31 protein-coding genes are annotated in these 24,599 nt (G+C 63.9%); 13 read left to right on the top strand and 18 right to left on the bottom strand.

Annotated elements, in window-relative coordinates:
• From AB7532_RS16180 to AB7532_RS16165, 4 genes are all read right to left on the bottom strand, one after another.
• Entirely contained in the window at positions 1-822 is an 822-nt protein-coding gene (locus AB7532_RS16180; RefSeq protein WP_441239289.1) for a tetratricopeptide repeat protein, read from the bottom strand.
• 32 nt (positions 823-854) lie between these two features.
• Positions 855-1,538, bottom strand: coding sequence for a substrate-binding domain-containing protein (locus AB7532_RS16175; RefSeq protein ID WP_441235770.1), 684 nt, complete (start codon positions 1,536-1,538; stop codon positions 855-857).
• Between the two features lie 18 nt (positions 1,539-1,556).
• The gene (locus AB7532_RS16170) at positions 1,557-2,258 is read right to left on the bottom strand and encodes a GrlR family regulatory protein (protein WP_441239288.1); all 702 of its coding nucleotides are present in this window, start codon (positions 2,256-2,258) and stop codon (positions 1,557-1,559) included.
• Positions 2,259-2,458: 200 nt separating this feature from the next.
• Positions 2,459-3,493 (bottom strand): glutamine synthetase beta-grasp domain-containing protein, encoded by a 1,035-nt coding sequence (locus AB7532_RS16165; RefSeq protein WP_441235769.1) that lies wholly within the window; start codon positions 3,491-3,493, stop codon positions 2,459-2,461.
• Positions 3,494-4,034: 541 nt separating this feature from the next.
• On the opposite strand from AB7532_RS16165, the gene AB7532_RS16160 reads away from it, so the two are divergent.
• Positions 4,035-4,238 carry a DUF2735 domain-containing protein gene (locus AB7532_RS16160; protein WP_441235768.1) on the top strand — a complete coding sequence of 68 codons (204 nt, stop codon included), beginning with the start codon at positions 4,035-4,037 and terminating at the stop codon, positions 4,236-4,238.
• Positions 4,239-4,349: 111 nt separating this feature from the next.
• Here AB7532_RS16160 and AB7532_RS16155 read toward each other — a convergent pair whose 3' ends face one another.
• The gene (locus AB7532_RS16155; protein WP_441235767.1) at positions 4,350-5,303 is read right to left on the bottom strand and encodes an IS481 family transposase; all 954 of its coding nucleotides are present in this window, start codon (positions 5,301-5,303) and stop codon (positions 4,350-4,352) included.
• 84 nt (positions 5,304-5,387) lie between these two features.
• Positions 5,388-5,714 carry an MliC family protein gene (locus AB7532_RS16150; RefSeq protein ID WP_441235766.1) on the bottom strand — a complete coding sequence of 109 codons (327 nt, stop codon included), beginning with the start codon at positions 5,712-5,714 and terminating at the stop codon, positions 5,388-5,390.
• Positions 5,715-5,785: 71 nt separating this feature from the next.
• Between AB7532_RS16150 and AB7532_RS16145 the strand changes: the two genes are divergently transcribed.
• Positions 5,786-6,544, top strand: a complete 759-nt coding sequence (locus AB7532_RS16145; RefSeq protein WP_441235765.1) for a tyrosine-protein phosphatase — start codon at positions 5,786-5,788, stop codon at positions 6,542-6,544.
• A 31-nt stretch (positions 6,545-6,575) separates the two neighbouring features.
• Here the strand turns inward: AB7532_RS16145 and AB7532_RS16140 are convergent, their stop codons facing one another.
• Positions 6,576-7,286, bottom strand: coding sequence for an SGNH/GDSL hydrolase family protein (locus AB7532_RS16140; RefSeq protein WP_441235764.1), 711 nt, complete (start codon positions 7,284-7,286; stop codon positions 6,576-6,578).
• A 117-nt stretch (positions 7,287-7,403) separates the two neighbouring features.
• On the opposite strand from AB7532_RS16140, the gene AB7532_RS16135 reads away from it, so the two are divergent.
• Entirely contained in the window at positions 7,404-8,084 is a 681-nt protein-coding gene (locus AB7532_RS16135; RefSeq protein WP_441235763.1) for an SDR family oxidoreductase, read from the top strand.
• Here the strand turns inward: AB7532_RS16135 and AB7532_RS16130 are convergent.
• Entirely contained in the window at positions 8,081-8,428 is a 348-nt protein-coding gene (locus tag AB7532_RS16130; protein ID WP_441235762.1) for a hypothetical protein, read from the bottom strand. The genes AB7532_RS16135 and AB7532_RS16130 overlap by 4 nt on opposite strands.
• Positions 8,429-8,553: 125 nt before the next feature.
• Here AB7532_RS16130 and AB7532_RS16125 point away from each other — a divergent pair, with 125 nt between their 5' ends.
• The 3 genes from AB7532_RS16125 (at position 8,554) to AB7532_RS16115 (ending at position 9,957) form a co-directional block, all read left to right on the top strand.
• Positions 8,554-9,240 carry a DUF2161 domain-containing phosphodiesterase gene (locus AB7532_RS16125; protein WP_441235761.1) on the top strand — a complete coding sequence of 229 codons (687 nt, stop codon included), beginning with the start codon at positions 8,554-8,556 and terminating at the stop codon, positions 9,238-9,240.
• A 26-nt stretch (positions 9,241-9,266) separates the two neighbouring features.
• On the top strand, positions 9,267-9,566 hold the full coding sequence (locus AB7532_RS16120; protein ID WP_441235760.1) for a putative quinol monooxygenase: 300 nt from the start codon (positions 9,267-9,269) through the stop codon (positions 9,564-9,566).
• Between the two features lie 85 nt (positions 9,567-9,651).
• Complete coding sequence (locus AB7532_RS16115) at positions 9,652-9,957, top strand: hypothetical protein (RefSeq protein ID WP_008129897.1); 306 nt, start codon at positions 9,652-9,654, stop codon at positions 9,955-9,957.
• 79 nt (positions 9,958-10,036) lie between these two features.
• Here the strand turns inward: AB7532_RS16115 and AB7532_RS16110 are convergent, their stop codons facing one another.
• Both AB7532_RS16110 and AB7532_RS16105 read right to left on the bottom strand, forming a co-directional pair.
• A complete protein-coding gene (locus AB7532_RS16110; RefSeq protein ID WP_441235759.1) occupies positions 10,037-10,663 on the bottom strand; it encodes an N-acetyltransferase family protein in 627 nt (208 codons plus the stop codon).
• 152 nt (positions 10,664-10,815) lie between these two features.
• Positions 10,816-11,214: a PaaI family thioesterase gene (locus AB7532_RS16105; protein WP_441235758.1), complete on the bottom strand. Its 399-nt coding sequence runs from the start codon at positions 11,212-11,214 to the stop codon at positions 10,816-10,818.
• Between the two features lie 119 nt (positions 11,215-11,333).
• Between AB7532_RS16105 and AB7532_RS16100 the strand changes: the two genes are divergently transcribed.
• Positions 11,334-12,113 carry a cobalamin-binding protein gene (locus AB7532_RS16100; RefSeq protein ID WP_441235757.1) on the top strand — a complete coding sequence of 260 codons (780 nt, stop codon included), beginning with the start codon at positions 11,334-11,336 and terminating at the stop codon, positions 12,111-12,113.
• Positions 12,114-12,241: 128 nt separating this feature from the next.
• Positions 12,242-13,066 (top strand): IS5 family transposase, encoded by an 825-nt coding sequence (locus tag AB7532_RS16095; protein WP_441233133.1) that lies wholly within the window; start codon positions 12,242-12,244, stop codon positions 13,064-13,066.
• 153 nt (positions 13,067-13,219) lie between these two features.
• Here AB7532_RS16095 and kynU read toward each other — a convergent pair whose 3' ends face one another.
• The 5 genes from kynU to AB7532_RS16070 form a co-directional block, all read right to left on the bottom strand.
• Positions 13,220-14,422, bottom strand: coding sequence for a kynureninase (gene kynU, locus AB7532_RS16090; RefSeq protein WP_441235756.1), 1,203 nt, complete (start codon positions 14,420-14,422; stop codon positions 13,220-13,222).
• Positions 14,423-14,430: 8 nt separating this feature from the next.
• Positions 14,431-15,270, bottom strand: a complete 840-nt coding sequence (gene kynA, locus AB7532_RS16085) for a tryptophan 2,3-dioxygenase (RefSeq protein WP_441235755.1) — start codon at positions 15,268-15,270, stop codon at positions 14,431-14,433.
• A gap of 35 nt (positions 15,271-15,305) precedes the next feature.
• The gene (locus AB7532_RS16080; RefSeq protein ID WP_441235754.1) at positions 15,306-16,115 is read right to left on the bottom strand and encodes an alpha/beta hydrolase; all 810 of its coding nucleotides are present in this window, start codon (positions 16,113-16,115) and stop codon (positions 15,306-15,308) included.
• Between the two features lie 283 nt (positions 16,116-16,398).
• Positions 16,399-17,676 (bottom strand): ArgE/DapE family deacylase, encoded by a 1,278-nt coding sequence (locus AB7532_RS16075; protein WP_441235753.1) that lies wholly within the window; start codon positions 17,674-17,676, stop codon positions 16,399-16,401.
• Between the two features lie 54 nt (positions 17,677-17,730).
• On the bottom strand, positions 17,731-18,456 hold the full coding sequence (locus AB7532_RS16070; protein ID WP_441235752.1) for a pyridoxamine 5'-phosphate oxidase family protein: 726 nt from the start codon (positions 18,454-18,456) through the stop codon (positions 17,731-17,733).
• A 76-nt stretch (positions 18,457-18,532) separates the two neighbouring features.
• Here AB7532_RS16070 and pdxR point away from each other — a divergent pair, with 76 nt between their 5' ends.
• Together pdxR and AB7532_RS16060 are read left to right on the top strand one after the other, a co-directional pair.
• Positions 18,533-20,002 (top strand): MocR-like pyridoxine biosynthesis transcription factor PdxR, encoded by a 1,470-nt coding sequence (gene pdxR / locus AB7532_RS16065; RefSeq protein ID WP_441235751.1) that lies wholly within the window; start codon positions 18,533-18,535, stop codon positions 20,000-20,002.
• Between the two features lie 67 nt (positions 20,003-20,069).
• On the top strand, positions 20,070-20,315 hold the full coding sequence (locus tag AB7532_RS16060) for a DUF6719 family protein (protein WP_441235750.1): 246 nt from the start codon (positions 20,070-20,072) through the stop codon (positions 20,313-20,315).
• A gap of 4 nt (positions 20,316-20,319) precedes the next feature.
• Here the strand turns inward: AB7532_RS16060 and AB7532_RS16055 are convergent, their stop codons facing one another.
• Both AB7532_RS16055 and AB7532_RS16050 read right to left on the bottom strand, forming a co-directional pair.
• On the bottom strand, positions 20,320-20,685 hold the full coding sequence (locus AB7532_RS16055) for a hypothetical protein (RefSeq protein ID WP_441235749.1): 366 nt from the start codon (positions 20,683-20,685) through the stop codon (positions 20,320-20,322).
• 35 nt (positions 20,686-20,720) lie between these two features.
• Complete coding sequence (locus tag AB7532_RS16050; protein WP_441235748.1) at positions 20,721-20,888, bottom strand: hypothetical protein; 168 nt, start codon at positions 20,886-20,888, stop codon at positions 20,721-20,723.
• Between the two features lie 417 nt (positions 20,889-21,305).
• Between AB7532_RS16050 and AB7532_RS16045 the strand changes: the two genes are divergently transcribed.
• Positions 21,306-21,500, top strand: a complete 195-nt coding sequence (locus AB7532_RS16045) for a hypothetical protein (RefSeq protein WP_441235747.1) — start codon at positions 21,306-21,308, stop codon at positions 21,498-21,500.
• Positions 21,501-21,510: 10 nt separating this feature from the next.
• On the opposite strand, the gene AB7532_RS16040 is transcribed toward AB7532_RS16045, so the two are convergent.
• On the bottom strand, positions 21,511-22,059 hold the full coding sequence (locus AB7532_RS16040; RefSeq protein ID WP_441235746.1) for a CreA family protein: 549 nt from the start codon (positions 22,057-22,059) through the stop codon (positions 21,511-21,513).
• Positions 22,060-22,267: 208 nt separating this feature from the next.
• Here AB7532_RS16040 and AB7532_RS16035 point away from each other — a divergent pair, with 208 nt between their 5' ends.
• On the top strand, positions 22,268-23,929 hold the full coding sequence (locus AB7532_RS16035; RefSeq protein ID WP_441235745.1) for a L,D-transpeptidase family protein: 1,662 nt from the start codon (positions 22,268-22,270) through the stop codon (positions 23,927-23,929).
• 92 nt (positions 23,930-24,021) lie between these two features.
• Positions 24,022-24,591 (top strand): glutathione peroxidase, encoded by a 570-nt coding sequence (locus AB7532_RS16030; RefSeq protein ID WP_441235744.1) that lies wholly within the window; start codon positions 24,022-24,024, stop codon positions 24,589-24,591.
• The last annotated feature ends 8 nt before the right edge of the window (positions 24,592-24,599 follow it).

The raw sequence follows: 24,599 nt of genomic DNA, 5'->3' as shown, positions 1-24,599 counted from the left end.
CTAGAAGCACAGCGTGGTGACGAGCTTGCCCGCCTTGTCCTTGATCGCGTAGGGGCAGCGGATGCGCTCGAGCGCCTTCTTGGCGTCCTCGTCGCCGAGCGCAGCGGCGCGCTCGTAATAGGCCTTTGCGGCGTCCTTGTCCTTTGGACCGCCGCGGCCGTCGGCCGCGAACTCACCCATCCGCTCCAGTGCGCCGGGATGATTTTGCGCGGCTGCCTTCTCGAACATCGCGCGCGCGGCGACGTCGTCCTTCTCGCCGCCATTGCCGTTGGAGAGCAACAGGCCGAGCTGGTACTGCGCCTCCGCGTTGGTCTCGGCGGCCCGGCCGAGCAGCACGCGCGCTTGCGCGGGATCGGTTGGCGCGCCGCCGCCGGTGCCGCCGAGTGCTGCGAGATTGCTGACGCCGCGGGGGTTGCCCGATTGCGCCGCCTTCTCGAACAGTTTTCGCGCCTGCGCTTCGTCCTTGGCAATGCCGGCGCCGGTGCCGTAGGCGACGCCGAGCTCGACCATCGCGGCAGTCGATCCCTTGTCGGCCGCCTTGCGCCAGGCGGCGATCGCCTCGCCTGTCTGCCGGTTGGCGGCATAGGCGCGGCCGAGCGCGAACATCGCCCGCCGCGACGATGGTGCCGCCTGCTTGCAGAACTTGATCGCGGTCGCGACGTCAGAGGCAGCAATCTCTGTCACGCCTCTCACGTCAGCCGGCTTGTCGGGGTCGCTGGGATCGGCAGCGACCCGGTCGCACAGGACGAGGTCGGCCGATTGCGCATGCGCCGTGAGCGGCGCGGCAAGCACGAAGAGAATGGCAAGGAGGTATGTCCGCATGGCCATCACGTTGCGTCTCCGCTCCGGCAAATTCAAGGCTCGAGTCCCGATTGGCGCAACACGGGCACGACCTCGGGCGAGGCCAGATAGCGCAACAGCCGGTCCGCGGCCTCGGCCGATTTCGCGTTCGCCATGCGGCCGGCCGAGAACACGGCGGGTGTCTGCAATTCGTGCGGGACGGGACCGACAATTTCGATGCCCTCGACCTGCTTCAGCTCGCTGATCTGCTGCACGGCCAGATCCGCCTCGCCACTGACGAGCCGCTCCGCCGTGAATCCCTGCTCGACGATGGTGGCCCTGGCGTTGATCTCGGCCGCAATGCCCCATTGCTGGATCAACTGCGCAAAATAGACCCCGCTGGCACCGAGCCGTGAATAGGCAACCGAGCGCGCCGCGAGCAGCGTCGCACGCAGCGCCGCCTCGGTGGCGATGTCAGGATGCGGCTGCCCTGCCCGCACGGCGAGGCCGACATAGGACCGCGCGAGATCAGCCGCGCTATCGGCGACCACACGTCCCTCGCCGATCATTTCGTCGAGGCCTTCACGCGTAAGGATCACGAGGTCCGCAGCTTCGCCATCGCGCAGGCGCTTGAGCAGTGCCAGCGTCGGCGCAAAATCAGAATCGACATGGATGCCGCTGGCGGCCTCGAAGGCGGAGGACAGGCTGCGCATCGCGCCCATTAGGCCGAGCGTCGAGAGCATGCGAATGTTTTCCATGGTCCATTCCTGCCGCGATCAGGCGCGGTGCATCAGCTTGAGCGCGGCGGTGAGGCGCAAGGAGCGCTTGCCCGCCAGCGCGGTCGCCTCCAGCACCGCCTCCTCGCCGTCATAGGTGCCGGAGAAGCCGATGCCGACCTCGTGGCCGCCGAAGATCGGATCGTCCTTGGCCGGCGTGTGCTCCTGGTTGAGGATCTGACCCTTCCAGCGCCCGCTGGCGGCGGTGTAGCTGCCGAGGTAGTAGAACGCGGCATCGCCGCCGAGGATGCGACCCTGGTTGAGCAGCATCACGCCGGTGAGGCCGCCGTCGACGCCGTCAAGCATGCGCAGATGGATCGAGTAGAGACCGTCGGCGATGCCGGCCTCGCCGACGCCGCCGGCGATCGGCACCTCGTCTTCGGTGATCGGCGTCATCAGCGACTGGAAGGGCACGCCGGGCAGCTCCTTGAGTTCGCCCTTGAGGTGATAGAGATCGCCCTCGGCCCAGCCCTTCGCGATCAGCGTCGCATCGTCGGTGCCGGCCATGGCGCGATAGTTCGGGTCGGGGTTGTGGCGGACGGTGTTGATGACGATGTCGACGCCGGCTTCGGTCGGCTCATAGGTGCCGATATGGGCGAAGGCCGAATTGCCGCCGAGCAGCTTGCCATTGGCAGCATGCATCACGCTCCGGCCGACGGCGCCGCCGAGCTGAAATCTCGTCTTGTAGAAGCCTTCAAACACCAGCCGTGTCCCCGGCCCCGCACGCATCCGGGGCACACTCTATCCCGGTTTCGCTGGCGGTGGACAAGCTTCAAGCCGGCATGGCGGCCAGACCCACAACAAGGGCTGTCATCAGAATGCAAAAATCCGCCGGAGCTTTGCAGCTCCAGCGGATTGAAGTCCAACCCGGGCCAGCCCCCCAGCCCGGGCCGGGAGGATCTTTAAGCCGCGGCCTTCTTGTCAGCCGGGACGGACGCGATCGTCTTCAGGATCTGCGAAGCGATCTGGTATGGGTCGCCTTGCGAGTTCGGACGGCGGTCTTCCAGATAACCCTTGTAGCCGTTGTTGGCGAAGGAGTGCGGAACGCGAATCGAAGCGCCGCGATCGGCAATGCCGTAGCTGAACTTGTTCCACGGCGCGGTCTCGTGCTTGCCGGTCAGACGCTTGTCGTTGTCCGGGCCGTAGACGGCGATGTGGTCCATCAGGTTCTTGTCGAAGGCCGCCATCAGCGCCTCGAAATACTCCTTGCCGCCGACCGTACGCATGTACTCGGTGGAGAAGTTGGCGTGCATGCCCGAGCCGTTCCAGTCGGTGTCGCCGAGCGGCTTGCAGTGGAACTCGATGTCGATGCCGTACTTCTCGGTCAGGCGCAGCATCAGGTAGCGAGCCATCCACATTTCGTCAGCGGCCTTCTTGGAGCCCTTGCCGAAGATCTGGAATTCCCACTGGCCCTTCGCGACTTCCGCGTTGATGCCTTCATGGTTGATGCCGGCCGCGAGGCAGAGGTCGAGATGCTCCTCGACGATCTTGCGGGCGACGTCGCCGACGTTCGAGAAGCCGACGCCGGTGTAGTACGGACCCTGCGGCGCCGGATAACCCGAAGCCGGGAAACCGAGCGGACGGCCGTCCTTGTAGAAGAAGTATTCCTGCTCGAAACCGAACCAGGCGCCGGAATCGTCGAGGATGGTGGCGCGCTTGTTGGAGGCGTGCGGGGTCTTGCCATCGGGCATCATGACTTCGCACATCACGAGCACGCCGTTGGTGCGCGCGGCGTCCGGGAAGACGGCGACCGGCTTCAGCACGCAATCGGAGCTGTGGCCTTCGGCCTGCTGGGTGGAGGAGCCATCGAAGCCCCAGAGCGGAAGCTGCTCGAGCGTCGGGAACGACGCGAATTCCTTGATCTGGGTTTTGCCGCGCAAGTTCGGAGTCGGCGTATATCCGTCGAGCCAGATGTACTCGAGCTTATACTTGGTCATTGAGCCTCTCTGTAGATGATGCGAAAGGTGGGGGCCCGGGGGCCCCCGCACGATTGTTTACCCGGCCACCATCGGCCGACCCTTCACAAGCATTTAACGTGCCAAAAGGCCGCACTGCGGGAGGTTTTCCACCGGTGGCCAGATCGACCTTGGGGCGGCAAACCGTCCCCAGCGGCGTGCGTCATAGGCGCGCACCTTCGCGTGAAGCTGCACTGCAAAAATCCCGCGGAAAACGCCTGATTCTGGAGCAAGTGCCGGAGTGCCGGAGGTTGCCGATGAAACGCGCATCAACGTCCAGCAATTTTCGCAAAGTCTCCCACCCCTGCCTAGCAACCTTTGGAATGGCCCAGGCGTTGGTCACCAACACGGTGCCTTAGGGGATGCAGTCGGACCCCTGCCTACAAATTGGGCTGAAACTGATTTCCTTTTCAGCACTTTCCAAGTCGGGATGCGCGGCCGATATGGGGACTCCAGTAACCACAATCGAACGAGTCGGGCGCACCATGGAGGCCAAGGCGCTTCGACTGAGGAGCAAATCGCAATGATGAACAATGGTCTGACTCACGGATCTGCAACGATCTACCAATTCCCTGTCGGGGGCCGCGCGGCTCTCGCCGGACGCCGCTATGGCGAGACCCGCTTTCCCGCCGATCACGCGTCGCTTCCCGCGAACGTCTCGATCTGCAGCGACAGCTGGTACCACCAGGATGCGGTCGACGAAGCAAAGCCCAAATGGGAACGCTGATGCCTATGTCTGGTCTGATACCGCCCCGCTCTCGCGAGCGATCGACGGAAGTTTGAAAAAGGGTCGAAACAACGAAGTTTCGGCCCTTTTTGATTCTTGTCGGCCTGCCGGCTAGATGTGGAATCTCAGGAGGTCGTCCATCGGTAGGCCGAGGCGGCTGATGGGTGGTTTGGCTTGCAGACTGCCGTGCGGGCGATGCCAGTTGTAGTGATGAAGCCAGATTGGCAGGTTTTTGGCGCGCTGATCTGAGGTGTCGTAGGCCCGAGCATAAGCCCACTCACGGAGCACTGTCTGGATGAAGCGCTCGGCCTTGCCGTTTGTTTGCGGTCTGTAGGGCCTGGTGAAGATGTGCTTGAGGCCGAGCTTGCTGCACGCTCTGGCAAAGGCCTTGGCGCGGTAGCAGGAGCCGTTGTCGGTCATGATGCCGGTGACCTTCATGCCGAGGCTGCGGTAGTAGGTGACGGCCTCCTTGAGGAAGGCGATGGCGCTCTCCTTTTTTTGATCTTGCCGGATCTGGGAGAAGGCCAGGCGCGATGCATCGTCGATGGCAACGTGGACGAACTCGTGGCCGGCGCCACGGCTTTCGCCCATCTGGCGATCGTGTGTGATGCGGTGGCCTGGTCTGACGAACCTGCCGAGCTTCTTGATGTCGATATGGATGAGTTCGCCGGGCTGCTCGCGTTCGTACCTGCGCACCGGTTCGGCGGGCTCCAGATCGCGTATCCGGCTTAATCCCAAGTGACGAAGGATGCGGCTGACAGTGGCCGGCGACACCTTAACCTCGGCTGCGATCTGCTTGCCGGTGTGGCGCTGCCGGCGCAACGTCTCGACGGCGGCGCGCGTGGCTGGCGGGGTTTGGCTTGGCGATGAAAGAGGCCTCGAGGAGCGATCCCGCAACCCTTCGACACCCTCCGCGCGGAACCGCTTGACCCATTTGGCAACGGTCTTCGCTGTCGTGTTGAACTGGTGGGCCGCGTCGGCTGGGCTCAGCCCGCCCTCGACGACGCTGCGCACCATCGCCTCTCGACCTTTGGGCGTCAAAGGCGCATTCTTGTGGACGTTCATCTGGTCTTTCCTTGGAATACTGAAGCTTCGCAACCTCAGCTTCCTCGGTTCAGACCAGATGGACAACCTCCTGAGAGACCAAAGCTAGAGCCCAGGCTTTTCGACCACCGCGCACGCCGTCACCGGCCGCTTGAGATGCTTGACCGTGGTGGCCCCGCTCCTGGGAATCCTCAACGTGATCCCCGCTGCCGAATAGCGCGCGCCCGAGACCGTCAGCCGCTTGGCGAGCGTCACAGGTGCGCCATCGATCTGAAGGAAGGCGCGCTTGTCGCCGTCATAAAACCCGACGATGAACTGCGTACCATCGGCGCAGCGATAGGCCTTGAACGTTTGAGCCTCAGCGTACCCCACACTGGCCATTCCGGCCGCCAACATGGTGATCCCCCAAAGAATGGCCTTGTGCCGGCCCATGATCGCCCCCTGTAATATCCCTCAAGGACGCCAGCCGTGCGTCCGATGGAACCATAACCCAAGCTGAGCCCATGCAAGACTCCTCTCCGACTGATTCCCCTGCCCGCCACCTCGCCCTGCAAGGCGCCAGCAATTTTCGCGACCTCGGAGGCTACGTCACACGCGACGGCCGCACCACGCGCTGGCGGCACATCTTCCGTTCCAACCATCTCGGCCAACTCACCGCTGCCGACATCGAGATCGTCCGCGCGCTGGGCGTCAAAAGCGCATTCGACTTTCGCGGCGTCGAGGAGCGCGCAGCCGGCGTCTGCGTCATGAACGAGATCGCCGTGCATTCGCTGCCGATCGAGCCGACGGTGGTGGCCGCGCTACGCGCCGAACTCGCCAGGGACGCGCTCACCGCGCCGGTCGCGCTCGAACTCATGCGCGAGTCCTACCGCAACTATGTCCGCAACAACACGCCCAGTTTTCGCATGCTGTTCGGTCATCTGCTGGAAGACCGCGCGCCGCTCGTGATCCATTGTACCGCCGGCAAGGACCGCACCGGTTTTGCCAGCGCGCTGATCCTGCATGCGCTTGGCGTCGCCGATGACGCGATTGCGGAGGATTACCTTCTGACCAACCGGCACTACAAGCGCGATGCGACGGCGGCCATTGACCTGCCCGAGGACGTTCGCAATGCCATCGGCAACGTCGAAGCCTCCTATCTCGCTGCTGCTTTTGAAGCCGTCAGCAAGGACTACGGCGATCTCGAAACCTATCTGCGCGACGGGCTCAAGATTGGCGCGGCGGAGCGGACCGCATTGAAGGAGCGGTATCTGCAAACGTGATCAGGGGCGTCGTGCCGGTCAACCGGCTTCCCTACGGGGTCGCATCGGTGATCGCCTGGCATAGGGCTTTGGAGACCTGGAGCGTGCTCCAGTTGCTCTGATGGAGCATGGCGGGACGATCCGTCGGATCGAGCAATTCGTCGAACGACACCCCGTTCTCCACATGCCAGTGCCGCATCAGCGCCCAGCGCTGAAATACATTCACGCCAGCATCGTCTGCGATCCTCCGGATTTCAGACACCATCCTCTCCGAAAGCTCTGCCTTGTCATCGCGCAGCATGGCCGTCACATACTGCGGGTCGATCAACACCACATCGATCGGACACTTACCCAACCGACGCACGCCTTCGGCGATCTTTCCGATGACGTCACAGAAATCGAATTCATCCTTGCGAAAGACGGCATTGGTCCCGACCTGCCAAAGCACCATCGCCGGCAGCTTGTCGCCGAAGACATCGATATCGAAGCGGTCCAACTCTTTTGGCGCTTCCTCTCCCCCCTTGCCCCGGTTCAATACGTCGATCCAAACTTTCGGGAGCAGTCCGGCGTAATGTTGCCGCAGATACATCTCGAGACGAGAAGGGTAAGGCACCACGTCCTCCCGTCCGGCCGTCGAGGACGATCCCATCGCAATGATTCGAACGGGCCCCTTTCCACGCAAGGCGCCGGAGAAATTGCGCAGCTGATGTTTGAGCTTGATGATGCCTTGGGGTATGTCGACGACCGGCAGACTCTCGGACATATCACCCCCTCCCGCTATCCTGGGTTGCTGAAATCATTCAGCCTTGAAGCCGCCGCCATTGCAAGTGCAATTCGGCTGGAGCAATAGTCCGCGCAAGCTGAAGCCACGGAGAGCCTCGTGCAGGGAAAAGTCATCGTTGTGACCGGTGCGCTCGGCGCGCTTGGCAAGGTGGTCGCCGAGATTGCGCAGTCGCGCGGCGCGCGCATCGCCGGCATCGATCATGCGCCCTCGCAACTCCCGGCAACGCCTGAGCGCATCGAGATCGGCGGCATTGATCTCTCCGACGCACCGCAGGCCAAGACGGCAATCGAGACCGCCGCAAAGCACTTCGGGAAGCTCGATGCGTTGATCAACATCGCCGGCGGCTTTGCCTTCGAGACCGTCGGCGACGGCAACGTCAAGACCTGGCAGCGCATGCACGCGCTCAACGTGCTGACAGCGCTCAACACCTCGCACGCGGCGCTGCCGCATCTGGCCGCCTCCAAGGCCGGCCGCATCGTCAATATCGGCGCCATGGGCGCGCTCCAGGCCGGCTCCGGCATGGGCCCCTATGCGGCGTCGAAAGCCGGCGTGCATCGCCTCACCGAGGCGCTGGCGAGCGAGTGGAAGGGCAAGGTCACCGTGAACGCGGTGCTGCCCTCGATCATCGACACCAAGGCCAACCGCGCCGACATGCCGAAAGCGGACTTCGCCAAATGGGTGACACCGCAGGAGCTCGCGGAAGTGATCCTGTTCCTCGCCAGCGATGCCGCAAGCGGAATTACCGGAGCGCTGATCCCGGTCGGCGGGCGGGTTTAATCCGGCATCAACAGCCGCAAACTGCCCTTGAAACGGATGCTCTGCTTGCCGGCGAGCGCGATGCCCTCGCCGTATGCGGTCTCGTCATTGTAGGTGCCGCTGAAGCCGATGGTCACGACCTTGCGGCCCCAGACCGGGCGCTCGTCGAACGAGGGCGAGTGCTCCTCGTTGGTCAATTCGCCCTTCCACTTGCCGTCGGCCGACATGTAGCTGCCATAGGCGAAGAAGAATGAATCGCCGCCCCGCATGGTGCCGTCGCGCAGCACCATGACGCCCTGGTTGCCGCCCTGGACGGCATCCAGCATCTCGATGCGGATGTGATAGAGCCCGTTCTTGATTGTCATCGTTGCAAGCCGCCCGGCTGTCCCAGCCGCAGAATAACCGCAGCATCGGTTCCCAATCAAATGGCCCGGAGTTGCGAGTCCGATCCGGGCTAGACTGACCGCAAGTGATTCTTGGATCGACGCCTGTGGAAACCGCGCTCTATCTCCCTGTCAAACGCTTCCTCGAGGAGCTCGGCTTTACCGTGAAGGGCGAGATCGGCGGCTGCGATCTCGTCGGCCTCAGCGCCGGCGATCCGCCGGTCGTGGTGATCGGCGAGCTCAAGCTCGCCTTCAATCTCGAGCTGATCCTCCAGGCCGTGGATCGCGCGCCGGCCGGCGACGAGGTCTGGATCGCCGCCAAGATGTCAGCGCGCGGCAAGGGGCGCGAGAGCGATGCGCGCTATCGCAATCTCTGCCGCCGCCTCGGCTTCGGTATGCTCGGGGTCACCGACCGTGGCCAGGTCGAGGTGCTCGTGAAGCCGCCGACAGCGGCACCGCGGCGTGAACCGAAGGTCCGCTCCCGCCTCGTCGCCGAGCATCAGCGCCGCCAGGGCGATCCCGCGCTCGGCGGCAGCACGCGCGCGCCGATCATGACGGCGTATCGCCAGCAGGCGCTCGCCTGCGCTTCGGAGCTTGCGGCAGGTCCGCGGCGCGTGAGCGAATTGCGCCAACGCTGTCCCGATGCCGGCAAGATCATGCTTAACAATGTGTATTCTTGGTTCGAACGCACCGAGCGGGGAATCTACGGGCTGACCGAGGCCGGACGCGCGGCGCTCAAGCGCTGGCCGCAGGCGCCGGCGAACGACACCGCCCGCGAGGCATCCCCGCCTTAAGCGGAATTCATATCAGGAGACGTCGCATGATCGTTGTGACTGGCAGCGTAACGGCCCGGCCCGAGACGTTCGACGAGGTCCGCCGCCTGAGCCTCGCGCACGTTCATCGGTCGAGAGAAGAGCCCGGCTGCATCTCGCACGCTGTGCATGTCGACTGCGAGAACCCGCTCAGGCTGGTGTTCTTCGAACAATGGGCCGACCGCGCCGCCTTGGCCACCCATTTTGCGGTACCTGCGTCCGGTGAATTCGTGCGTAGCCTGCGCTCGCTGGCCATGGGGCCCACCACGCTGGAGCTTTATGACGCCAGCAAGCTCGAAAAGCTGTGAGTGCATAGCTGAGATGCCACAGCAAATTCATATTGCAATGCAACATCGGCGGCACTAGGTATCCCGGCATCGAAACGAGGCCGTTATGAACGCAGATTGGAATACCAAATATGGCACGCGGCGCGTGCGCCACGACCCGCCCACCCTGGACGAGGCGATCTTCGCCGCCGTCGGCATCACTGATGACCAGGAGCAGCAGGCCGAGATCGCGGCAGCGCTGATGGGCATGCCGCTCGATGTCGTTCAGGCGGAAGTGAAGAAGCAGGCCCGCACCAACAGCCGCATCACCGCCACGCGCGTGATCGCCGGCGAACAGGGCGCACAGCGCTCCGTGGTGGTCGAACGCCGCGTCGTGCGCCGCTTCGGCAACGACAAGCGCACCGGCACCTGAGCGCCTAAATCCGAGATTCCCATTAAAAAAGCGGACCGGTTTTGCCGGTCCGCTTTTTGATTCCAGTCCCTGCTGATGTTCAGGCGGCGCGATTGCCGTACATGCTGGAAATGATCTTCCAGCACGTGCTGTTGAAGCTGAGAAGCGCGCGGCTGGCCGTAAAGGGCGAGGCCGCAAGATCGGCGAGTTCGGCCTCCGGCGTCTTGGCGAGGTCGATCGTGCCGGTCGATTCGCCGTGGCGGAATTGCAGATTCGCCCCGAACTTCCTGGCGAGCGCCCGCATGGCGTGATTCTCGGCGCCCGTGGTGATGCGCAGGCGCTTGAAGCCCTTCCAGCGCGCTTCCGCAATCAGCCGGCTGAACAAGATCGTGCCGACGTTCTGGCGCCGCGCGGACGCTTCCACGCTGAAGGCCACCTCGGGCAGCGAATCGCCCTCCGGCGGATGCAGCTCGGCGGCCCCGCGGACCATGCCGTCGACAATGTAGGCGACGATCACGGTGCCATCCTCGGCACAACGCGCGGCGTAACGCTCGATGAAGCTGTCGTCGAGAAAACCGTTGAAACGGTCGTGCCGGCTTGCGGCATCGAGCCTCAGCAGGTGATCGCGCAGAAGCGGCAATTCTTCCTGCTGGCTCAGGGTCCGCACATAGCCTGGAACGGACGGCGCGCGGGTGGTGTCTTCAAGTACTGAATCTTCGAGTGACAAGTCTGAACTCCTCATGGTGTCCCTCGAGGAGGCGTTCGAATCCCTAGGCTTCCAATATTGTGCGTCGCAGCAAATTTATCAAGACGGGAACCTGCTCAAGTTTGAGGCAGCGGAAGCGACTAATTCGTTAACAAAATCAAGGCCCCGTAGTCTTACAGGACCAGTTGCGTCTGGGTCACCAAGGCGACCAGCTTGCCATCTTCGGTCTCCAGCCGGGTCGTCCAGACCTGGGTTCGCCGTCCTCGATGGACCGGCGTGGCGGTGGCGATCACCGTGGTCCCCTCCTTGGCGCCGCCGATGAAGTTGGTTTTGCTCTCCAGCGTGGTCGTGCCCCTGGCGTCCTCCGGCAGGTTGATCACGGTCGCGGCGGCGCCGACGGAATCGGCGAACGCCATGACGGCGCCGCCGTGAATGGTGTGATGAAGCGTGCAGAGATCGGGGCGGACCGTCATCCGCGCCACCACGCGGTCCTTGTCGGCCTCGACGAACTCGACGCCCTTGAGCTCGGCGAACGGCATCTTCATCGCTTTAAGTTTCTCGAGCGGCGTCATCGGATCTCCTCCCAATTCATTGTTGCCTCAGCGTGAATTGCTTCGCGCGGCAAAGCAATGACGTCGGAGGTAATCGCCGTGCTGACATCGGCGTCCGCATTTGCGCATATGCTTCCCCCATGCGCCACTTCCCGCCCCGCCGCATTGTCTGCCTGACCGAAGAGACGGTCGAAACGCTCTATCTCCTCGGAGAGCAGGATCGAATCGTCGGCGTCTCCGGCTATGCCGTCCGTCCGCCCCAGGTACGGCGCGAGAAACCGCGAGTGTCGGCTTTTGTGTCGGCGGACATCCCCAAGATCCTCGCGCTGGAACCGGACCTCGTGCTCGCCTTCTCCGATCTCCAGGCCGGCATCGTCGCCGATCTCGTTCGCGCCGGCGTCGCTGTCCATGTCTTCAACCAGCGCGACGTCGCTGGGATTCTTGCGATGATCCGTACACTGGGCGCGCTGGTCGGTGCGGGTGAGCGCGCCGAGGAACTCGCCCAAGGCTATGAGCGGCGCCTCGCGACGATCGCGGCAACGCAGCGTCCCTCACCCCGACCAAAAGTCTATTTCGAGGAATGGGACGAACCGCTGATCTCGGGCATCGGCTGGGTGTCGGAGCTGATCGAGATCGCCGGAGGTCAGGATGTGTTTCCGGGCCTGCGACATCAACAGGCCGCGAAGGATCGCATCGTCTCGGCCGAGGCGGTGCGCGAGGCCGCGCCCGAAATGATCCTCGCGTCATGGTGCGGCAAGAAGGTCGTACCTGCCCGCATCAAGCAGCGCGACGGCTGGAGCGACATTCCGGCCGTGCGCGACAATCGCATCGTCGAGATCAAATCGCCGATCATCTTGCAGCCGGGGCCGGCGGCTTTGACCGACGGGCTCGATGCGATCGTGACGGCGTTGTGGGGATGAGCGCGGATGAATCTGACGCCGCGACCACTCTAACTCCGTCATCCTGAGAGCCTGACCGGAAAAGAAAATTGAGTGATTTCAGCCCGTTGTGATTCTCTCGTGTTTGCGAAGACTCGAGGGAGCACAACATGTGTTGGACCGAAATCACCCGCGAACAATATCGGCGCGATGGACTTCGTTACGCAAGTGACATGACGGATGCGGAGTGGAGTTTGCTTGAGCCGTTGATGCCTGTCTGCTGTCGGCTCGGCCGTCCGCGAAAGATCAGTCTCCGCGTGATCATGAATGCAATTCTCTACATTGGCGCTAGCGGCTGCCAGTGGCGAGCACTGCCCAAGGACTTCCCGGCGTGCTCGACGGTTCAGTATTATTTTTACAAGTGGCGCGGGTCTGGCTTGTGGCGCACGATCAATGACACGCTGGTCCAACGCGTTCGGCAACGGCAAGGACGCGAACCTACGCCAACGGCTGGGATTATCGACAGCCAGAGTGTGAAGACCACGGAAAGTGGCGGTCCAAGCGGGTTTGACATGGCCAAGCGCGTCAAAGGACGCAAGCGTCATATCGTCACCGATACCGAGGGCTCCTTGCTAGCTGTGCAGGTGCATCCCGCCAATCTTCAAGACAATCACGGCGCAGTTCCGCTGCTGCGAATCATCGGCCGCCTGTTCCCCGGCCTGCGCCACATCTTCGCCGATCGCGTCTATCGTGGTCCAAAGCTGCTCGATGCCATCGCTGACCTGGGCAAATGGACCATTGAAATCGTCACCCGCTCGCAAAGCGTTGGAACGTTCAAAGCCGAACCCCGACGATGGGTCGTTGAGCGTACGTTCGCCTGGTTCGGTCGCAATCGACGGCTTGCCAAGGACTTCGAGGCAACCATCGCCAGCGCGGAGGCATGGGTCCTCATCGCAAGCATCCGTCTGCTCTCTCGTCGACTGGCCAGAGCTTGATATCTCAATGACTTATTTTGAGTCAGGCTCTGAGGTGCGAGGCATGGGACGCAACGCGTACCATGAGGAGCCTCGAAGGATGCACGGCCCCGATAGAGCCGGGCCGTCGCCCTTCGAGGGCCGCTGAAGAAGCGGCCGCCTCAGGGTGACGGTTCACGTCACCGCGTTAACGACCTGGTATTCCGGCCGCCGCCACACCTCACCCGCGATCACCTCTTCGATGATTTCGGCTGCACGCACGATCTCGCCCTCGCCAATGTACAGCGGCGTGATCCCGAACCGCATGATGTCGGGCGCACGGAAATCGCCAATGAGGCCGCGCGCGATCAGAGCCTGCATCGCGGCGTAGCCGCCCGCGAAGGCGAAGGAGATTTGTGAGCCGCGCCGCTCATGCGCGCGCGGCGTGACCAGCTTCAGGGACGGGCAGCGGCGCTCGACTTCACCGATCAGCAAGTCGCCAAGCGCCAGCGAGCGACCGCGGACCTCCGCGATATCGACGCGGTCCCAGATATCGAGCGACGCTTCCAGCGCCGCCATTGCCAGCACCGGCGGCGTGCCGACGCGCATGCGCTCGACACCGCCGGCGGCCGCATAGGCCAGTTCGAACGCAAACGGCTTTGCGTGGCCCATCCACCCCGACAGCGCGGCACGCACGTTGTCGGCGTGACGCGGCGCGACGTAGAGGAAGGCCGGCGCGCCGGGCCCTGCATTGATGTATTTGTAGGTGCACCCCGCAGCGAAATCGGCGCCGCAGCCGGCGAGATCGACCGGCAATGCGCCGGCCGAATGCGCGAGATCCCACACCGTGACGATGCCGAGCGCATGCGCCTTCGCCGTCAGCGTCGCCATGTCGTGGCGGCGGCCGGTGCGATAGTCGACTTCGGTGATGTAGAGGACGGCGACCTCCTCGGACAACGCGGCCTCGATCTCCTCCGGCGCAACCAGGCGCAATTGATGGCCCCGCCCGAGCGTCGCGATCAGGCCTTCGGCCATGTAGAGGTCGGTCGGGAAATTGCCGGTGTCCGATAGCACCACCTTGCGCGATGCGTTCATATCGAGCGCGGCTGCAAGCGCCTGATAGACCTTGAGCGACAGTGTGTCTCCGACCATCACGGAGCCGGCTTCCGCGCCGACCAGCCGCGCGATGCGATCGCCGATTTGGCGCGGCTGGGCATACCAGCCTGCGCTATTCCAGGCGCGGATCAGCTCGTTGCCCCACTCGGTCGTGATGACACGGCTGACGCGCTCGGCAACGCCGAGCGGCAGCGCGCCAAGCGAGTTGCCGTCGAGATAGATCACACCGTCAGGCAGGTGAAACAGCGATCTTGTGTCGTCATAAACGCGCAGCTTCGTCATGGGAATCTCTAGAGAATGGTGCGGACGCGCCAGAGTTCGGGGAAGAGCTCGACCTCCAGCATGCGCTTGAGGTAGCTGACGCCGCCGGTGCCGCCGGTACCGCGCTTGAAGCCGATGACGCGCTCGACCGTCGTCACGTGGTTGAAGCGCCAGCGGCGAAAGTAATCCTCGAAGTCGACCAGCTTTTCGGCGAGCTCGTAGAGCATCCAGTGCGTCTCCGGCGCTTCGTAAACAACGCGCCAGGCCTGAAGAACGCCTTCGTTGAAGCCATGGGTTTCACGAACGTCGCGCGCCAGCACGGCCGCAGGCATCTTCAATCCGTTGCGATCGGCGAGCCGCAGCACCTCGTCATAAAGACTCGGCGTCGCCAGCTCGGCTTCCAGCAGCCTCGTCGTTTCCGCATCGTGAGCGTGCGGCTTGAGCATGGCGTGGTTGCGGTTACCGAGCAGGAATTCGATCAACCGGTACTGGCGCGACTGGAAGCCCGAGGACTGGCCAAGCTGCGAGCGGAAGCGGGTGTATTCACTCGGCGTCATCGTCCGCAACACGTCCCAGGCGTTGTTGAGCTGCTCAAAGATGCGCGACATCCGCGCCAGCATCTTCATCGCAGGCTGCACCTCATCCTTGGCGATCGCGCGGCGCGCGGCGGCCAGCTCGTGGATGGCAAGCCGCATCCAGAGTTCGGTGGTCTGATGCTGGATGATGAACAGCATCTCGTCATGCGCCTCGGAGAGCGGATGCTGCGCACCGAGGATCGCATCCAGCGCCAGATAGTCGCCGTAAGACATTCGCCGGGCGAAATCGGTCTCGGCACCTTCCTTGGTCGGATCGTAATCGCTGGACGTCATGACATGCCCTTTCGATCGATCATCCCGGGCCTTGTTCAGTCGAGGCCGATCAGGCGCGCGGTAATCGCCGACGACGGATCCTTCAATCCGTCGATCACGGTGAAATGGTTCAGCCCGGGATCGACGACGAGGCGCGTCGGCACGTCGAAGCCGGTCCAGACATTCGCCAACAGGTCGGACTGGCGGATGAATTCCGGCCGCTCGCTGCCGCCGACCCAGGCGGTGACGGGCGAATGTCCGCGCGGCCGGTGCAGCGCCGCGCTTTCGAGCGTCGCCTCCTCCGCGGTCATGCGCAGGGTCTCGTTCATCTTCGTTTTCAGCAGCGGACGCAAATCGTGCAGACCGCTGATCGAGAGCGTGCCGGCGATGCGGTTGTAGACGTCAAGCTCGAGCCGGCTGTCATCGCACAGCATGCGCGTGACGAGATGACCGCCGGCGGAATGGCCGGCAAGCCGGATCGGCCCGGCGACGAGCGAAGCCGCCTTGGCGATTGCGGCGGCGATTTCCGCGGTAATGTCGGAGATGCGCGCAGCCGGTGTCAGCGTGTAGCTCGGCAGCGCCACGGCCCAGCCGTGGTGCCGCGCGCCTTCGGCGAGATCCGTCCAGGTCGACTTGTCGAAGCGCATCCAGTAGCCGCCGTGGACGAACACGACGAGGCCCTTGCTGTCGCCGTCGGGCAGGATCAGGTCGAGACGCTGGCGCTCACCCGCGCCATAGGCGGTGTCGGGACGAAAATTCTTCAGCCCGGCACGATAGGCCGTAGCCTTCTCCGCCCATTGCGCAGGCATCTTGTCCGAACCCGGGATATGGGCCGAATTGGCGTAAGCATCATCCCAATCGCGCATCGGTACGTCCCTCGGCAATCCCAGTCCCTGCGAATCCGCCTTCGCTCTTCGCGCTACGGCGGACATGCCGGGCGCCAGTCTGCCACCGGTCAGGGCGGCATCCTAGTCTTTCTTTTAAGCTTAAAGGATTTGGAGAGCCGGAGGATTGGGCAACCGCCCCGCAATATATTTCCCCGTCATTGCGAGGAGCGTAGCGACGAAGCAATCCAGACCTGCTCCCGCGGAGGGATACTGGATTGCTTCGCTGCGCTCGCAATGACGGCCGAGAGAACCCAGCCCGCCGCTACGCCTTCTCCACCCCACACCAATCCGCGATGAACAGCGCCATCGCCTTGGTCGACTTCTTCAGCGACTCCAGATCGACGAATTCGTTGAAGCCGTGCATCTCGCCGCCGCTCGCGCCGAAGCACAGGCTGGGGATGCCGTAGTTGAGGCCATAGAAGCGCGTGTCTGTGAGCGCGGTGAACACGAGATCCTCCACGGCGCCGCCATAGACCTTGTCGAACGCCGTGGCGAAGGAGGCTTCAGGCGCTGCGGCGTCGGTTAGCTCATAACCTTCCGACAGGAAGCCAGACCATTCGATCTCCGGCGGATTGTTGGCGAGGAAGCGGTGGTTGCGTGCGGCGGCGGCAACGCAGGCCGCAATTTCCTTCTGGTGGTCGGCGACCGACCAGCCCGGCAGGATGGCGATGCGGCAGTCGACGTCGCACCAGGCCGGCACGCTGGAAGCCCAGTCGCCGCCCTTGATGATGCCGGGGTTGAAGTTGATGGGATGGTTGAGCGTCTTGAAGTGGCGGTCGGCCTTAGCGCGCTCGTTCCATTCGATCTCGAGCTTCTGGACCGCCTGGATCAGATGATAGGCCGCCATGATGGCGTTGGCGCCGGAGCCGGCAAAGGCGACATGGGTCGGGTGGCCCTTCACGCGCAGGCGAAACCAGATCACGCCGACCTGCGAGCGTACCATCTTGCCGCCGGTCGGCTCTGGAATGAAACAGGCATCCGCACGGTACCCACGCTGCAGCGTCGAGAGCGCCCCGACGCCGGTGCTCTCCTCTTCGATCACTGATTGGAAGTGAATCCGCGCGGTCGGCTTGAGGCCCGCCGCCTTGATCGCATCCAGCGCGTAGAGCGCGCCGATGGTGCCCGACTTCATGTCGCAGGCGCCGCGGCCGAACATCTTGCCGTCCTTGATGACGGGCGAGAACGGCGGCGTGTCCCACAATTCCAGCGGGCCCGCGGGTACGACGTCGCAGTGCCCCTGCAGAATCAGCGATTTGCCGCCGTTGGTCTGCGGGCGGTAGGTGCCGACCACCGAGCGCGCCTTCGAGAAATCGTGCTCGATGGGACCGAAGCCGCGCAGATCCTTGAGATCATCGACATCGATGTGCCAGTCGTCGATCTCGTAGCCGCGTTCGCGCAGGAGGTCGCCGATCATGTCCTGGCACGGCCCCTCCGCCCCGCGGGTCGAGGGGATCGCGACGAAGTCTCGGGTGGTCGCAAGCTGGGCTTCGAAGCCGGCGTCGACGGCGTCAAGAATCCTCTGCTGCATTTCGGCATTCATCAGGCAACTCCAGGCGTTCAAACAAATCGAAGAGCGCCCGCAAGCTAGCCGATTTCAGCCGTTCGGGTACTCCACAAAATAAGCATCCCGCAATGCATCTTCGAGCAGCCGGCCTTCCGAATAGCCACTCAATGTCGCAGGCCGGCTCACGCCGTCGAGCAGGCGCGGGCACGGTTCCGGCGCGCCGAGCACGGTGCGGACCGGAATGCGCTCGGCATAGATCGGCAATTCGTAGTCTTCGTCGTCATCCGCGACACCCTTGGCGCGGACTTTTGCGGACGCTTCCTCGATCTCCATCGCGATGAAGGAGGTCGCCTTGATCTCCTGCGTGTTGCTCGCCCGCAGGCTCGCGGTGCGATCCGGGAAGAAACGGTCGACCATCGCGATCACCGCGCGCTCCTTCTCTTCGGCATCGGTGACCAGATAGGCGGTGCCGAACGCCATCACGGCGCGATAGTCGGCGGAGTGGTTGAAGCCGCAACGCGCCAGCACGAGGCTGTCAAGATGGGCGACCGTCAGGCAGACGCGCTCGCCTTTGGTCTGGTTGCGCAGCATGCGGCTGGCGCTCGATCCATGCCAATACAGCTTGGTGCCCTCGCGCCAGAAAAAGGTCGGCGTGCAGTAGGGCTGGCCGTCGATTACGTAGGAGACATGGCACATCATCGAGGAATCCAGGATGCGGTGAACGGTCTCGTGATCGTAGAAGCCACGGTCGTGACGGCGCTTGACCTGGTTGCGCGCTGACGTCGGGTAGGAATTTAAGCTCTCGGTCTGGCTCACGGCCGCTCCTGTTCAGGCTTGGAACAATTCCAGACCAGTTGTAGCTCCCCATTTGGTCTGCGATAGTGCCAATTCCATGCAAAAAATTCCGACCAATTCCTCCGCATCCACGAAGGCCGAGCTGCCGCTCGACCTCACCGGCGCGCACATCACGGCCGGCGCGTCCGCCGCCCACCGGCTCTACCAGGCGCTGTGCGAGATGATCGTCGCGGGCCTTGTGAAGCCCGGCGAGCCGCTGCCGCCGTCGCGCACGCTCGCGAAGCAAACGGGCTTTCGACGAAACGCCGTCGTCACTGCCTATGAGCGCCTGATCGCCGACGGTTTTGCCGACGCCACGGTCGGCTCCGGCACGTTCGTTGCGGCGCGCATCCCCGCACGCGCAGCCGATGCGAAGAGGCCGAAGATCGTGGTCGAAGCGCCCAGGCAAGGCGCGTTCTCGCTGGGGTGCACCCATATCGACGAGCGCGCGGTGCAGCGCTTTCGCGCCTTCGTCGGCCGACGCATGCGCGCGTTCGGATCCGAGCATCTGCATTACGGCGATCCCCGCGGCAGCCGCGAGCTGCGGGCGGCGATCGCCGATCATCTGTTGTCGGCGCGCGGCCTGCGCTGCGATCCCGATCAGATCATGCTGACATCAGGCACGCTGCATGCGCTGCGCATCGTGCTAAGTGCAATCCTCAAGCCCAACGATCAGGTCTGGTGCGAAGACCCAGGCTACCCCGCCGCGCGCAACACCATCGCGCATTGTGGCTATCGCGCTGTGCCCGTTGCCGTCGACGAGCACGGCATGCGTGCTGCCAGGGGGCGCACGGCGGCGCCGAACGCACGCGCGGCCTATGTGACGCCGTCGCACCAGTTTCCACTGGGCGTGCAGATGTCGATGCCGCGGCGCCTCGAGCTCCTGGACTGGGCGAGGCAGGCCGACGCCTTCGTGCTGGAGGACGATTACGACAGCGAGTTCCGCTATGACGGCGCGCCGCTGATGTCGCTTGCCGGCATCGATCACCTCCAGCGTGTGATCTACATGGGCACGTTCGCCAAGACGCTGTTTCCCGGCCTGCGCATCGGCTATTGCGCCCTGCCCGAGCGCCTGATCGCGGGTGTCGCCGCCGCGCGCGCCGCGCTCGACCGCTTTCCCGGAACGCTGATGGAAGGCGCGGTTGCCGACATGCTCAATTCCGGCGCGTTCGCGGCGAACCTCAAGCGGGTACGAAAACTCTATCGCGAGGCGCGCGATGCGCTGGCCGAGACGCTCGAAGCTGCCTCCGACGGCGTGCTGTCGGTGCCTGTGCCGTCGCAAGGGCTTCACCTCGTCGCCCGGTTTGATCCATCAGTCGATCTATCGGTAGCTGCGGCGGCCAGGCAAACCGCAGGCGCGGAAGGCTGGCTGCTCGCCGACACCTATTCGCGTGCGCGTCCCCTGCCCGGGTTCGTGCTGGGGTTTTCGGGGCACGCGGTTCCGAAGCTCGTGGCATCCGCGGAACGGTTGGCGCGTGACTCACGCGCGGCCTTGCGCGCGAGGAACAAGCCGGCCCGGCGCGCGTGACGAAGGTTCACTATCAGAATCGCCGGCCGGTCCCTACATTGCGGCATCGCTGTCGGGACCTTTCGCCATGCTTCTCCGCCGTACGGCCTGCCTCTCGCTCCTGATCTCCCTCGTGCTCGCGACGACGGCGCATGCCGTCACTGTCGGACGTGAGCAGGACATCGCCGACCTCAAGCTCGGCCAGCGCGTGCAGGTGGACGACGGAACCTGCCCGGCGGGACAGGTCAAGGAAGTGCGTGGCGCGAAGATGACCGAAAAGGGCGTGGCGCGAACCGCCGCCTGCGTGCCGCGCTACGGTCCGAAGGCGCGGTGACGTCTCAGGACTTCGCCGGATCGAACATGCACTGAAGGGTCGGCTTGGCGATCTTGGTGAAGGTCGGACCGATCTCGCCTTGCTTGGACGCCGGCACCCAGTCGGTCTCGATGGTCGGCACGCCGGTCTCGCTGATGCCACGCAGCAACGCCTCGCGCAGATCACGGTCCTCGACGACCGCGGCGGCGTGGTCATGCAGGCAGCCGCAGACCGCTTCCGGATGCTCCCAGCGCCCGAGCATCCGGGGGGCGCACTGGCGCACGAACTCGCTGCGGGGGTCCGGTAATCTCGTGGGAGCGCGCACCTGTGCCTGGGCGGCACTGATCGTCATAACGGATACGAACGCGGCGGCGCAGAAGCGAACAATCATGACGGCCTTTGTCGGCTGATTTTTATTGCTGGCGATCAGAAGCGCGCGGCGACCACGATCGGCTGCTGCGGCGCCGGGGTGGTCACCGGCGAGCCGCTGTACTGGAAGGTGCCGACACCGGGCAGATTGCCATCCGGAGAACCCGCGAACGAGGAGCCGGCGAGCACGAAACCGAAGGCAATGATGAAGCTGAGCGCGCGCATGATCGTGTGTCCCATTCCGTGGCCGGCGGTGCGCCGTCGTCGTTGTGAACCTGATAACCATGGGCGGTTTCGCGCGTGATGCGCCAAAAGGGCAAAATGGTTTCGTCTTCGTGATAATTGTTTCGTCGCGGCCGGGGCGACGACACATTCGGCAGAAAATCCCAATCTTTTCAGATGGGTCACAGCCCGGCTCAAAGTAGTCTGACAAGCTCAATTCGCACTTGAAATCATACGGCGCACGGCGCGCTGTCATGTGTGCGCCTTCCACGCTTCACATGCATTTTACGCTTTTCTGCTGAAGAGAGCCCCGAACGAAGGCTGGGTCCTTTCGAACCAAGGGCGCTTTGGCGGCGACCCAAGCCATCGAAACCGAGAAGCCCGGAACCACCGGGCGCGTTCAGTTGAGGGATGGCCATCATGACGGCGCACGATCGCGCAACGGCGCGCGACGCGAACACGGACCAACAAACCATTCGCGACCGCGTCGCCTCAGTCGGCGCGATGTCGCAGCAGTCGGGCCGCGGCTACGAGGCCGCGCCGCAGGCATTCGTGCGACTGACCGGCTCGCATCTCGCAAAGCCGCGCGCCAGCCGCACGCTCGTCACTGAGTGACGGGAGCGCGTCAGTTCGTGAAGAACTCGCCGCATTTCTGGACGTTCGCGTCATTCGGCCCCCACGGCATGACAGGCACGCTGGAGGTCGAGTTCTTCGGTGATCCCTCGATTATCCTGTCCGAATAGACCATGTAGACCAGCACATTGCGCTTGGCGTCACAGCCACGCACGATCTGCATCTTCTTGAAGAACAGCGAGCGGCGCTGGCGGAACATGTCGTCGCCCTGCTCCATCTTGCTCTTGAACTTGATCGGGCCAATCTGGCGGCAGGCCAGCGAGATGTCCGAGACCTCCTCGGCAAGGCCGAGCCAGCCCTTGAAACCGCCCTTCTCCGGCACCGTGAAATGACAGGCCACGCCCTCCACTTCGGGGTCGTCGAGACCATAGGTCGCGAGCTTGTCGTTCGGGCTCATCCATTTGAACACGGTGGAGCGGCGGAAGATCAGATCGGGCTCATCGGCAGCCGCGGCGGAGGTTGCAGGCATGGCCAGAGCCAGAAGGAATAAAGCAAGGCCTTTCAAGCGGATGCCGGAAAGACCGGGGAAACGAGATGACATGAAGTTCTCCGGTAACAAGTCCCCACGATGTAGGAACGCGACAGCCGCTCAGGAAGATGAGCGGCCCCGATCGCGGCCGCCGTTTACCGCTCCGTGAGGCTTTTTTGCTACGTTGAGGACAAAAGTCGCTGATGGCAGAACCGCCATGCTGGTGAACGCGTATCCCCTCTGCGAGACTAACCTCTGATTTGGATTGTGGATTCGAGGAATGAATAGCGTGAACGAGTGCCGTTTTTCTGCCACGCCGGCCCGGCTGTGGCAGGTCGCCATTTTGACGGTGGCAGGTGCGATCGGTACGGCCAGCCAGGCGGACGCAGCATTTTATTACTGGACGGATTATTCCGACGGATCCTATGCCTCCCGGCAGGACCGACATCCCGACATCTCACGCCAGAAGCCGCAAGCGAAGCGCGGCGCCGCGGGCAAGAAGGACGTTGTCGCCGAGAAGGAAGCCGGCACCAAGCCGCAAGGTCCGCTCGTCATCGTCGTCTCGATCGAACGGCAGAAGGTCACGGTCTACGACACCAACGGCGTGTTCGCGGAATCGCCCGTGTCGACCGGCATGAAGGGCCATTCGACGCCGATGGGTGTGTTCAGCATCATCCAGAAGCACAAGTTCCACCATTCCAACATCTATAGCGGCGCGCCGATGCCGTACATGCAGCGGATCACCTGGTCCGGCGTCGCCATGCATGCCGGCGTGTTGCCGGGCTATCCCGCTTCGCACGGCTGCATCCGCATGCCGATGTCGTTCGCGACAAAGATGTGGAACTGGACCAAGATGGGCGCGCGCGTCATCGTCTCGCCCGGCGAGATGACGCCGCACAGCTTCCAGCATCCGCTGCTGGCGTCGGTGCGCGTGCCGCCGCAGCCGACGGTGAGCCTCGCGCCGCAGACCAATGCTGACGACAAGGCTGACAAAGGCGCTGCGGGACCGAAGGTCGCTGAAGCCAAACCTGCCGAAACAAGGACCGCCAGCGCGGACAGCGTGCTCGAGCTGCGCTCCTCGGTCGGCCACACCGTGATGTCGGATGTGACGACCGGCAATGCGCCGCCACGAGAGGACGCCGCAGCTTCAACTGAGAAGGCCGAGGCAAAGTCTGAGACAAAGATCGCCGAGGCATCTGAGGCCGCCAAGCCGCAGACCGGCGAGGCTGCCAAGCCCGCGAGCGTCGATGCCAAGCCCGCCGAAGGAGCGGAAGCGCCCAAGGCCACCGACGACAAGCCTGTCGACAAAGTCGCGGCTCCCAGGGCCGAGCCCGCGAAGACTGAAGCTGCGGACGCCGCCAAGAAGCCCGATGCTCCGGCCGCCACACCGGCGCTCGCCGCCTCACCCGACGCGAAGAAGGACGAAACCCGCGTCGCCGATCCTGCTCCGGCAGCGAAGCCGGACGCGCCGAAGCGCGCCGGCCAGATCGCGGTCTTCATCAGCCGCAAGGATTCCAAGCTCTACGTGCGGCAGAACTTCGCGCCGCTGTTCGAGGTGCCCGTCACGATCGCCACCAGCGATCGTCCGCTGGGCACGCATGTCTTCACCGCCGAGGTCGACAAGACCGACACCAATGCACTGCGCTGGTCGGTGGTGTCGCTGCCCGTCACGGCGCGCTCCGCCGTACGCGATGACGACAGCCGCGTGACACGCCAGCGTGGCGCCGCCGTGATCCCCGTCGCCGCCAAGCCCGTTACAACCAAGCCCGTGGTCACGCCGGACAGCCCGGCCGAGGCGCTCGACCGCATCTCGATTCCCGCTGACACCATGGCCAGGATCAACGAGATGCTGACTACTGGCGGCTCGATCATCATCTCCGACCAGGGCATCAACCAGGGCGAGACGGGCGAAGGCACCGACTTCATCGTCCGCCTGTACTGACAAGCGTCACTGCGCCCGATAACGCGGTGTTGAGCGGACCGGCCGCGCCAGCGGAGTAAGCTCCGCCCCGGATCATTTCGGGGGACGCCGTCTTGATGAATCGCAGGACCGTGCTCGTCGCAACGCTTGCAGGCGCAATAGCGCCGGCAACGCGCGTGTTCGCGGATGGAGGCATGAGTCGCATCCCGGCCTACGCCTTCTCTTTCCCCGCACTGTCCGGCGACGATATCCGCCTTGCCGCCTTCACCGGCAAGCCGCTCCTGATCGTCAACACCGCTTCGCTCTGCGGTTACACGCCGCAATATGCCGGCCTGCAAGAAATCTGGACCGAGTTTCGCGCGCGTGGACTCACCGTGATCGGTGTGCCGTCCAATGATTTCGGCGGACAGGAGCCTGGCGGCAGCAGCGAGATCACGGAAACCGCACACCACCAATACGGCGTTACCTTCCCGATCGCGGCCAAGGCTGCGGTGGTCGGTGCGACGGCGCATCCGTTTTACAAATGGGCGGCAGAGGTCCGGCCCAGGGAGGTCCCGAAATGGAACTTCCACAAATACCTGATCGGCCGTGACGGCTATATCGTCGAGGTCTTTCCGTCGGCGGTTGACCCGGCCGACACGCGGATCAAGACCGCCATTGCCAAGGCGCTGGCCGATAGCTGACACGCCGC

It is taken from the genome of Bradyrhizobium sp. 930_D9_N1_4, from assembly GCF_052076015.1.
Classification (GTDB): domain Bacteria; phylum Pseudomonadota; class Alphaproteobacteria; order Rhizobiales; family Xanthobacteraceae; genus Bradyrhizobium.
Note: the sequence above shows the minus strand (reverse complement) of the source record. Positions and strands in the feature narration are given on the sequence as shown.

Bases quoted from the DNA above. Each gene is read 5' to 3' on its own strand.
- AB7532_RS16180 (WP_441239289.1), bottom strand. From the start codon at position 822: ATGCGGACATACCTCCTTGCCATTCTCTTCGTGCTTGCCGCGCCGCTC.
- AB7532_RS16175 (WP_441235770.1), bottom strand. From the start codon at position 1,538: ATGGAAAACATTCGCATGCTCTCGACGCTCGGCCTAATGGGCGCGATG.
- AB7532_RS16165 (WP_441235769.1), bottom strand. From the start codon at position 3,493: ATGACCAAGTATAAGCTCGAGTACATCTGGCTCGACGGATATACGCCG.
- AB7532_RS16160 (WP_441235768.1), top strand. From the start codon at position 4,035: ATGATGAACAATGGTCTGACTCACGGATCTGCAACGATCTACCAATTC.
- AB7532_RS16155 (WP_441235767.1), bottom strand. From the start codon at position 5,303: ATGAACGTCCACAAGAATGCGCCTTTGACGCCCAAAGGTCGAGAGGCG.
- AB7532_RS16150 (WP_441235766.1), bottom strand. From the start codon at position 5,714: ATGGGCCGGCACAAGGCCATTCTTTGGGGGATCACCATGTTGGCGGCC.
- AB7532_RS16145 (WP_441235765.1), top strand. From the start codon at position 5,786: ATGCAAGACTCCTCTCCGACTGATTCCCCTGCCCGCCACCTCGCCCTG.
- AB7532_RS16140 (WP_441235764.1), bottom strand. From the start codon at position 7,286: ATGTCCGAGAGTCTGCCGGTCGTCGACATACCCCAAGGCATCATCAAG.
- AB7532_RS16130 (WP_441235762.1), bottom strand. From the start codon at position 8,428: ATGACAATCAAGAACGGGCTCTATCACATCCGCATCGAGATGCTGGAT.
- AB7532_RS16120 (WP_441235760.1), top strand. From the start codon at position 9,267: ATGATCGTTGTGACTGGCAGCGTAACGGCCCGGCCCGAGACGTTCGAC.
- AB7532_RS16115 (WP_008129897.1), top strand. From the start codon at position 9,652: ATGAACGCAGATTGGAATACCAAATATGGCACGCGGCGCGTGCGCCAC.
- AB7532_RS16105 (WP_441235758.1), bottom strand. From the start codon at position 11,214: ATGACGCCGCTCGAGAAACTTAAAGCGATGAAGATGCCGTTCGCCGAG.
- AB7532_RS16100 (WP_441235757.1), top strand. From the start codon at position 11,334: ATGCGCCACTTCCCGCCCCGCCGCATTGTCTGCCTGACCGAAGAGACG.
- AB7532_RS16095 (WP_441233133.1), top strand. From the start codon at position 12,242: ATGTGTTGGACCGAAATCACCCGCGAACAATATCGGCGCGATGGACTT.
- kynU (WP_441235756.1), bottom strand. From the start codon at position 14,422: ATGACGAAGCTGCGCGTTTATGACGACACAAGATCGCTGTTTCACCTG.
- kynA (WP_441235755.1), bottom strand. From the start codon at position 15,270: ATGACGTCCAGCGATTACGATCCGACCAAGGAAGGTGCCGAGACCGAT.
- AB7532_RS16080 (WP_441235754.1), bottom strand. From the start codon at position 16,115: ATGCGCGATTGGGATGATGCTTACGCCAATTCGGCCCATATCCCGGGT.
- AB7532_RS16075 (WP_441235753.1), bottom strand. From the start codon at position 17,676: ATGAATGCCGAAATGCAGCAGAGGATTCTTGACGCCGTCGACGCCGGC.
- pdxR (WP_441235751.1), top strand. From the start codon at position 18,533: ATGCAAAAAATTCCGACCAATTCCTCCGCATCCACGAAGGCCGAGCTG.
- AB7532_RS16060 (WP_441235750.1), top strand. From the start codon at position 20,070: ATGCTTCTCCGCCGTACGGCCTGCCTCTCGCTCCTGATCTCCCTCGTG.
- AB7532_RS16055 (WP_441235749.1), bottom strand. From the start codon at position 20,685: ATGATTGTTCGCTTCTGCGCCGCCGCGTTCGTATCCGTTATGACGATC.
- AB7532_RS16050 (WP_441235748.1), bottom strand. From the start codon at position 20,888: ATGCGCGCGCTCAGCTTCATCATTGCCTTCGGTTTCGTGCTCGCCGGC.
- AB7532_RS16045 (WP_441235747.1), top strand. From the start codon at position 21,306: ATGACGGCGCACGATCGCGCAACGGCGCGCGACGCGAACACGGACCAA.
- AB7532_RS16040 (WP_441235746.1), bottom strand. From the start codon at position 22,059: ATGTCATCTCGTTTCCCCGGTCTTTCCGGCATCCGCTTGAAAGGCCTT.
- AB7532_RS16035 (WP_441235745.1), top strand. From the start codon at position 22,268: ATGAATAGCGTGAACGAGTGCCGTTTTTCTGCCACGCCGGCCCGGCTG.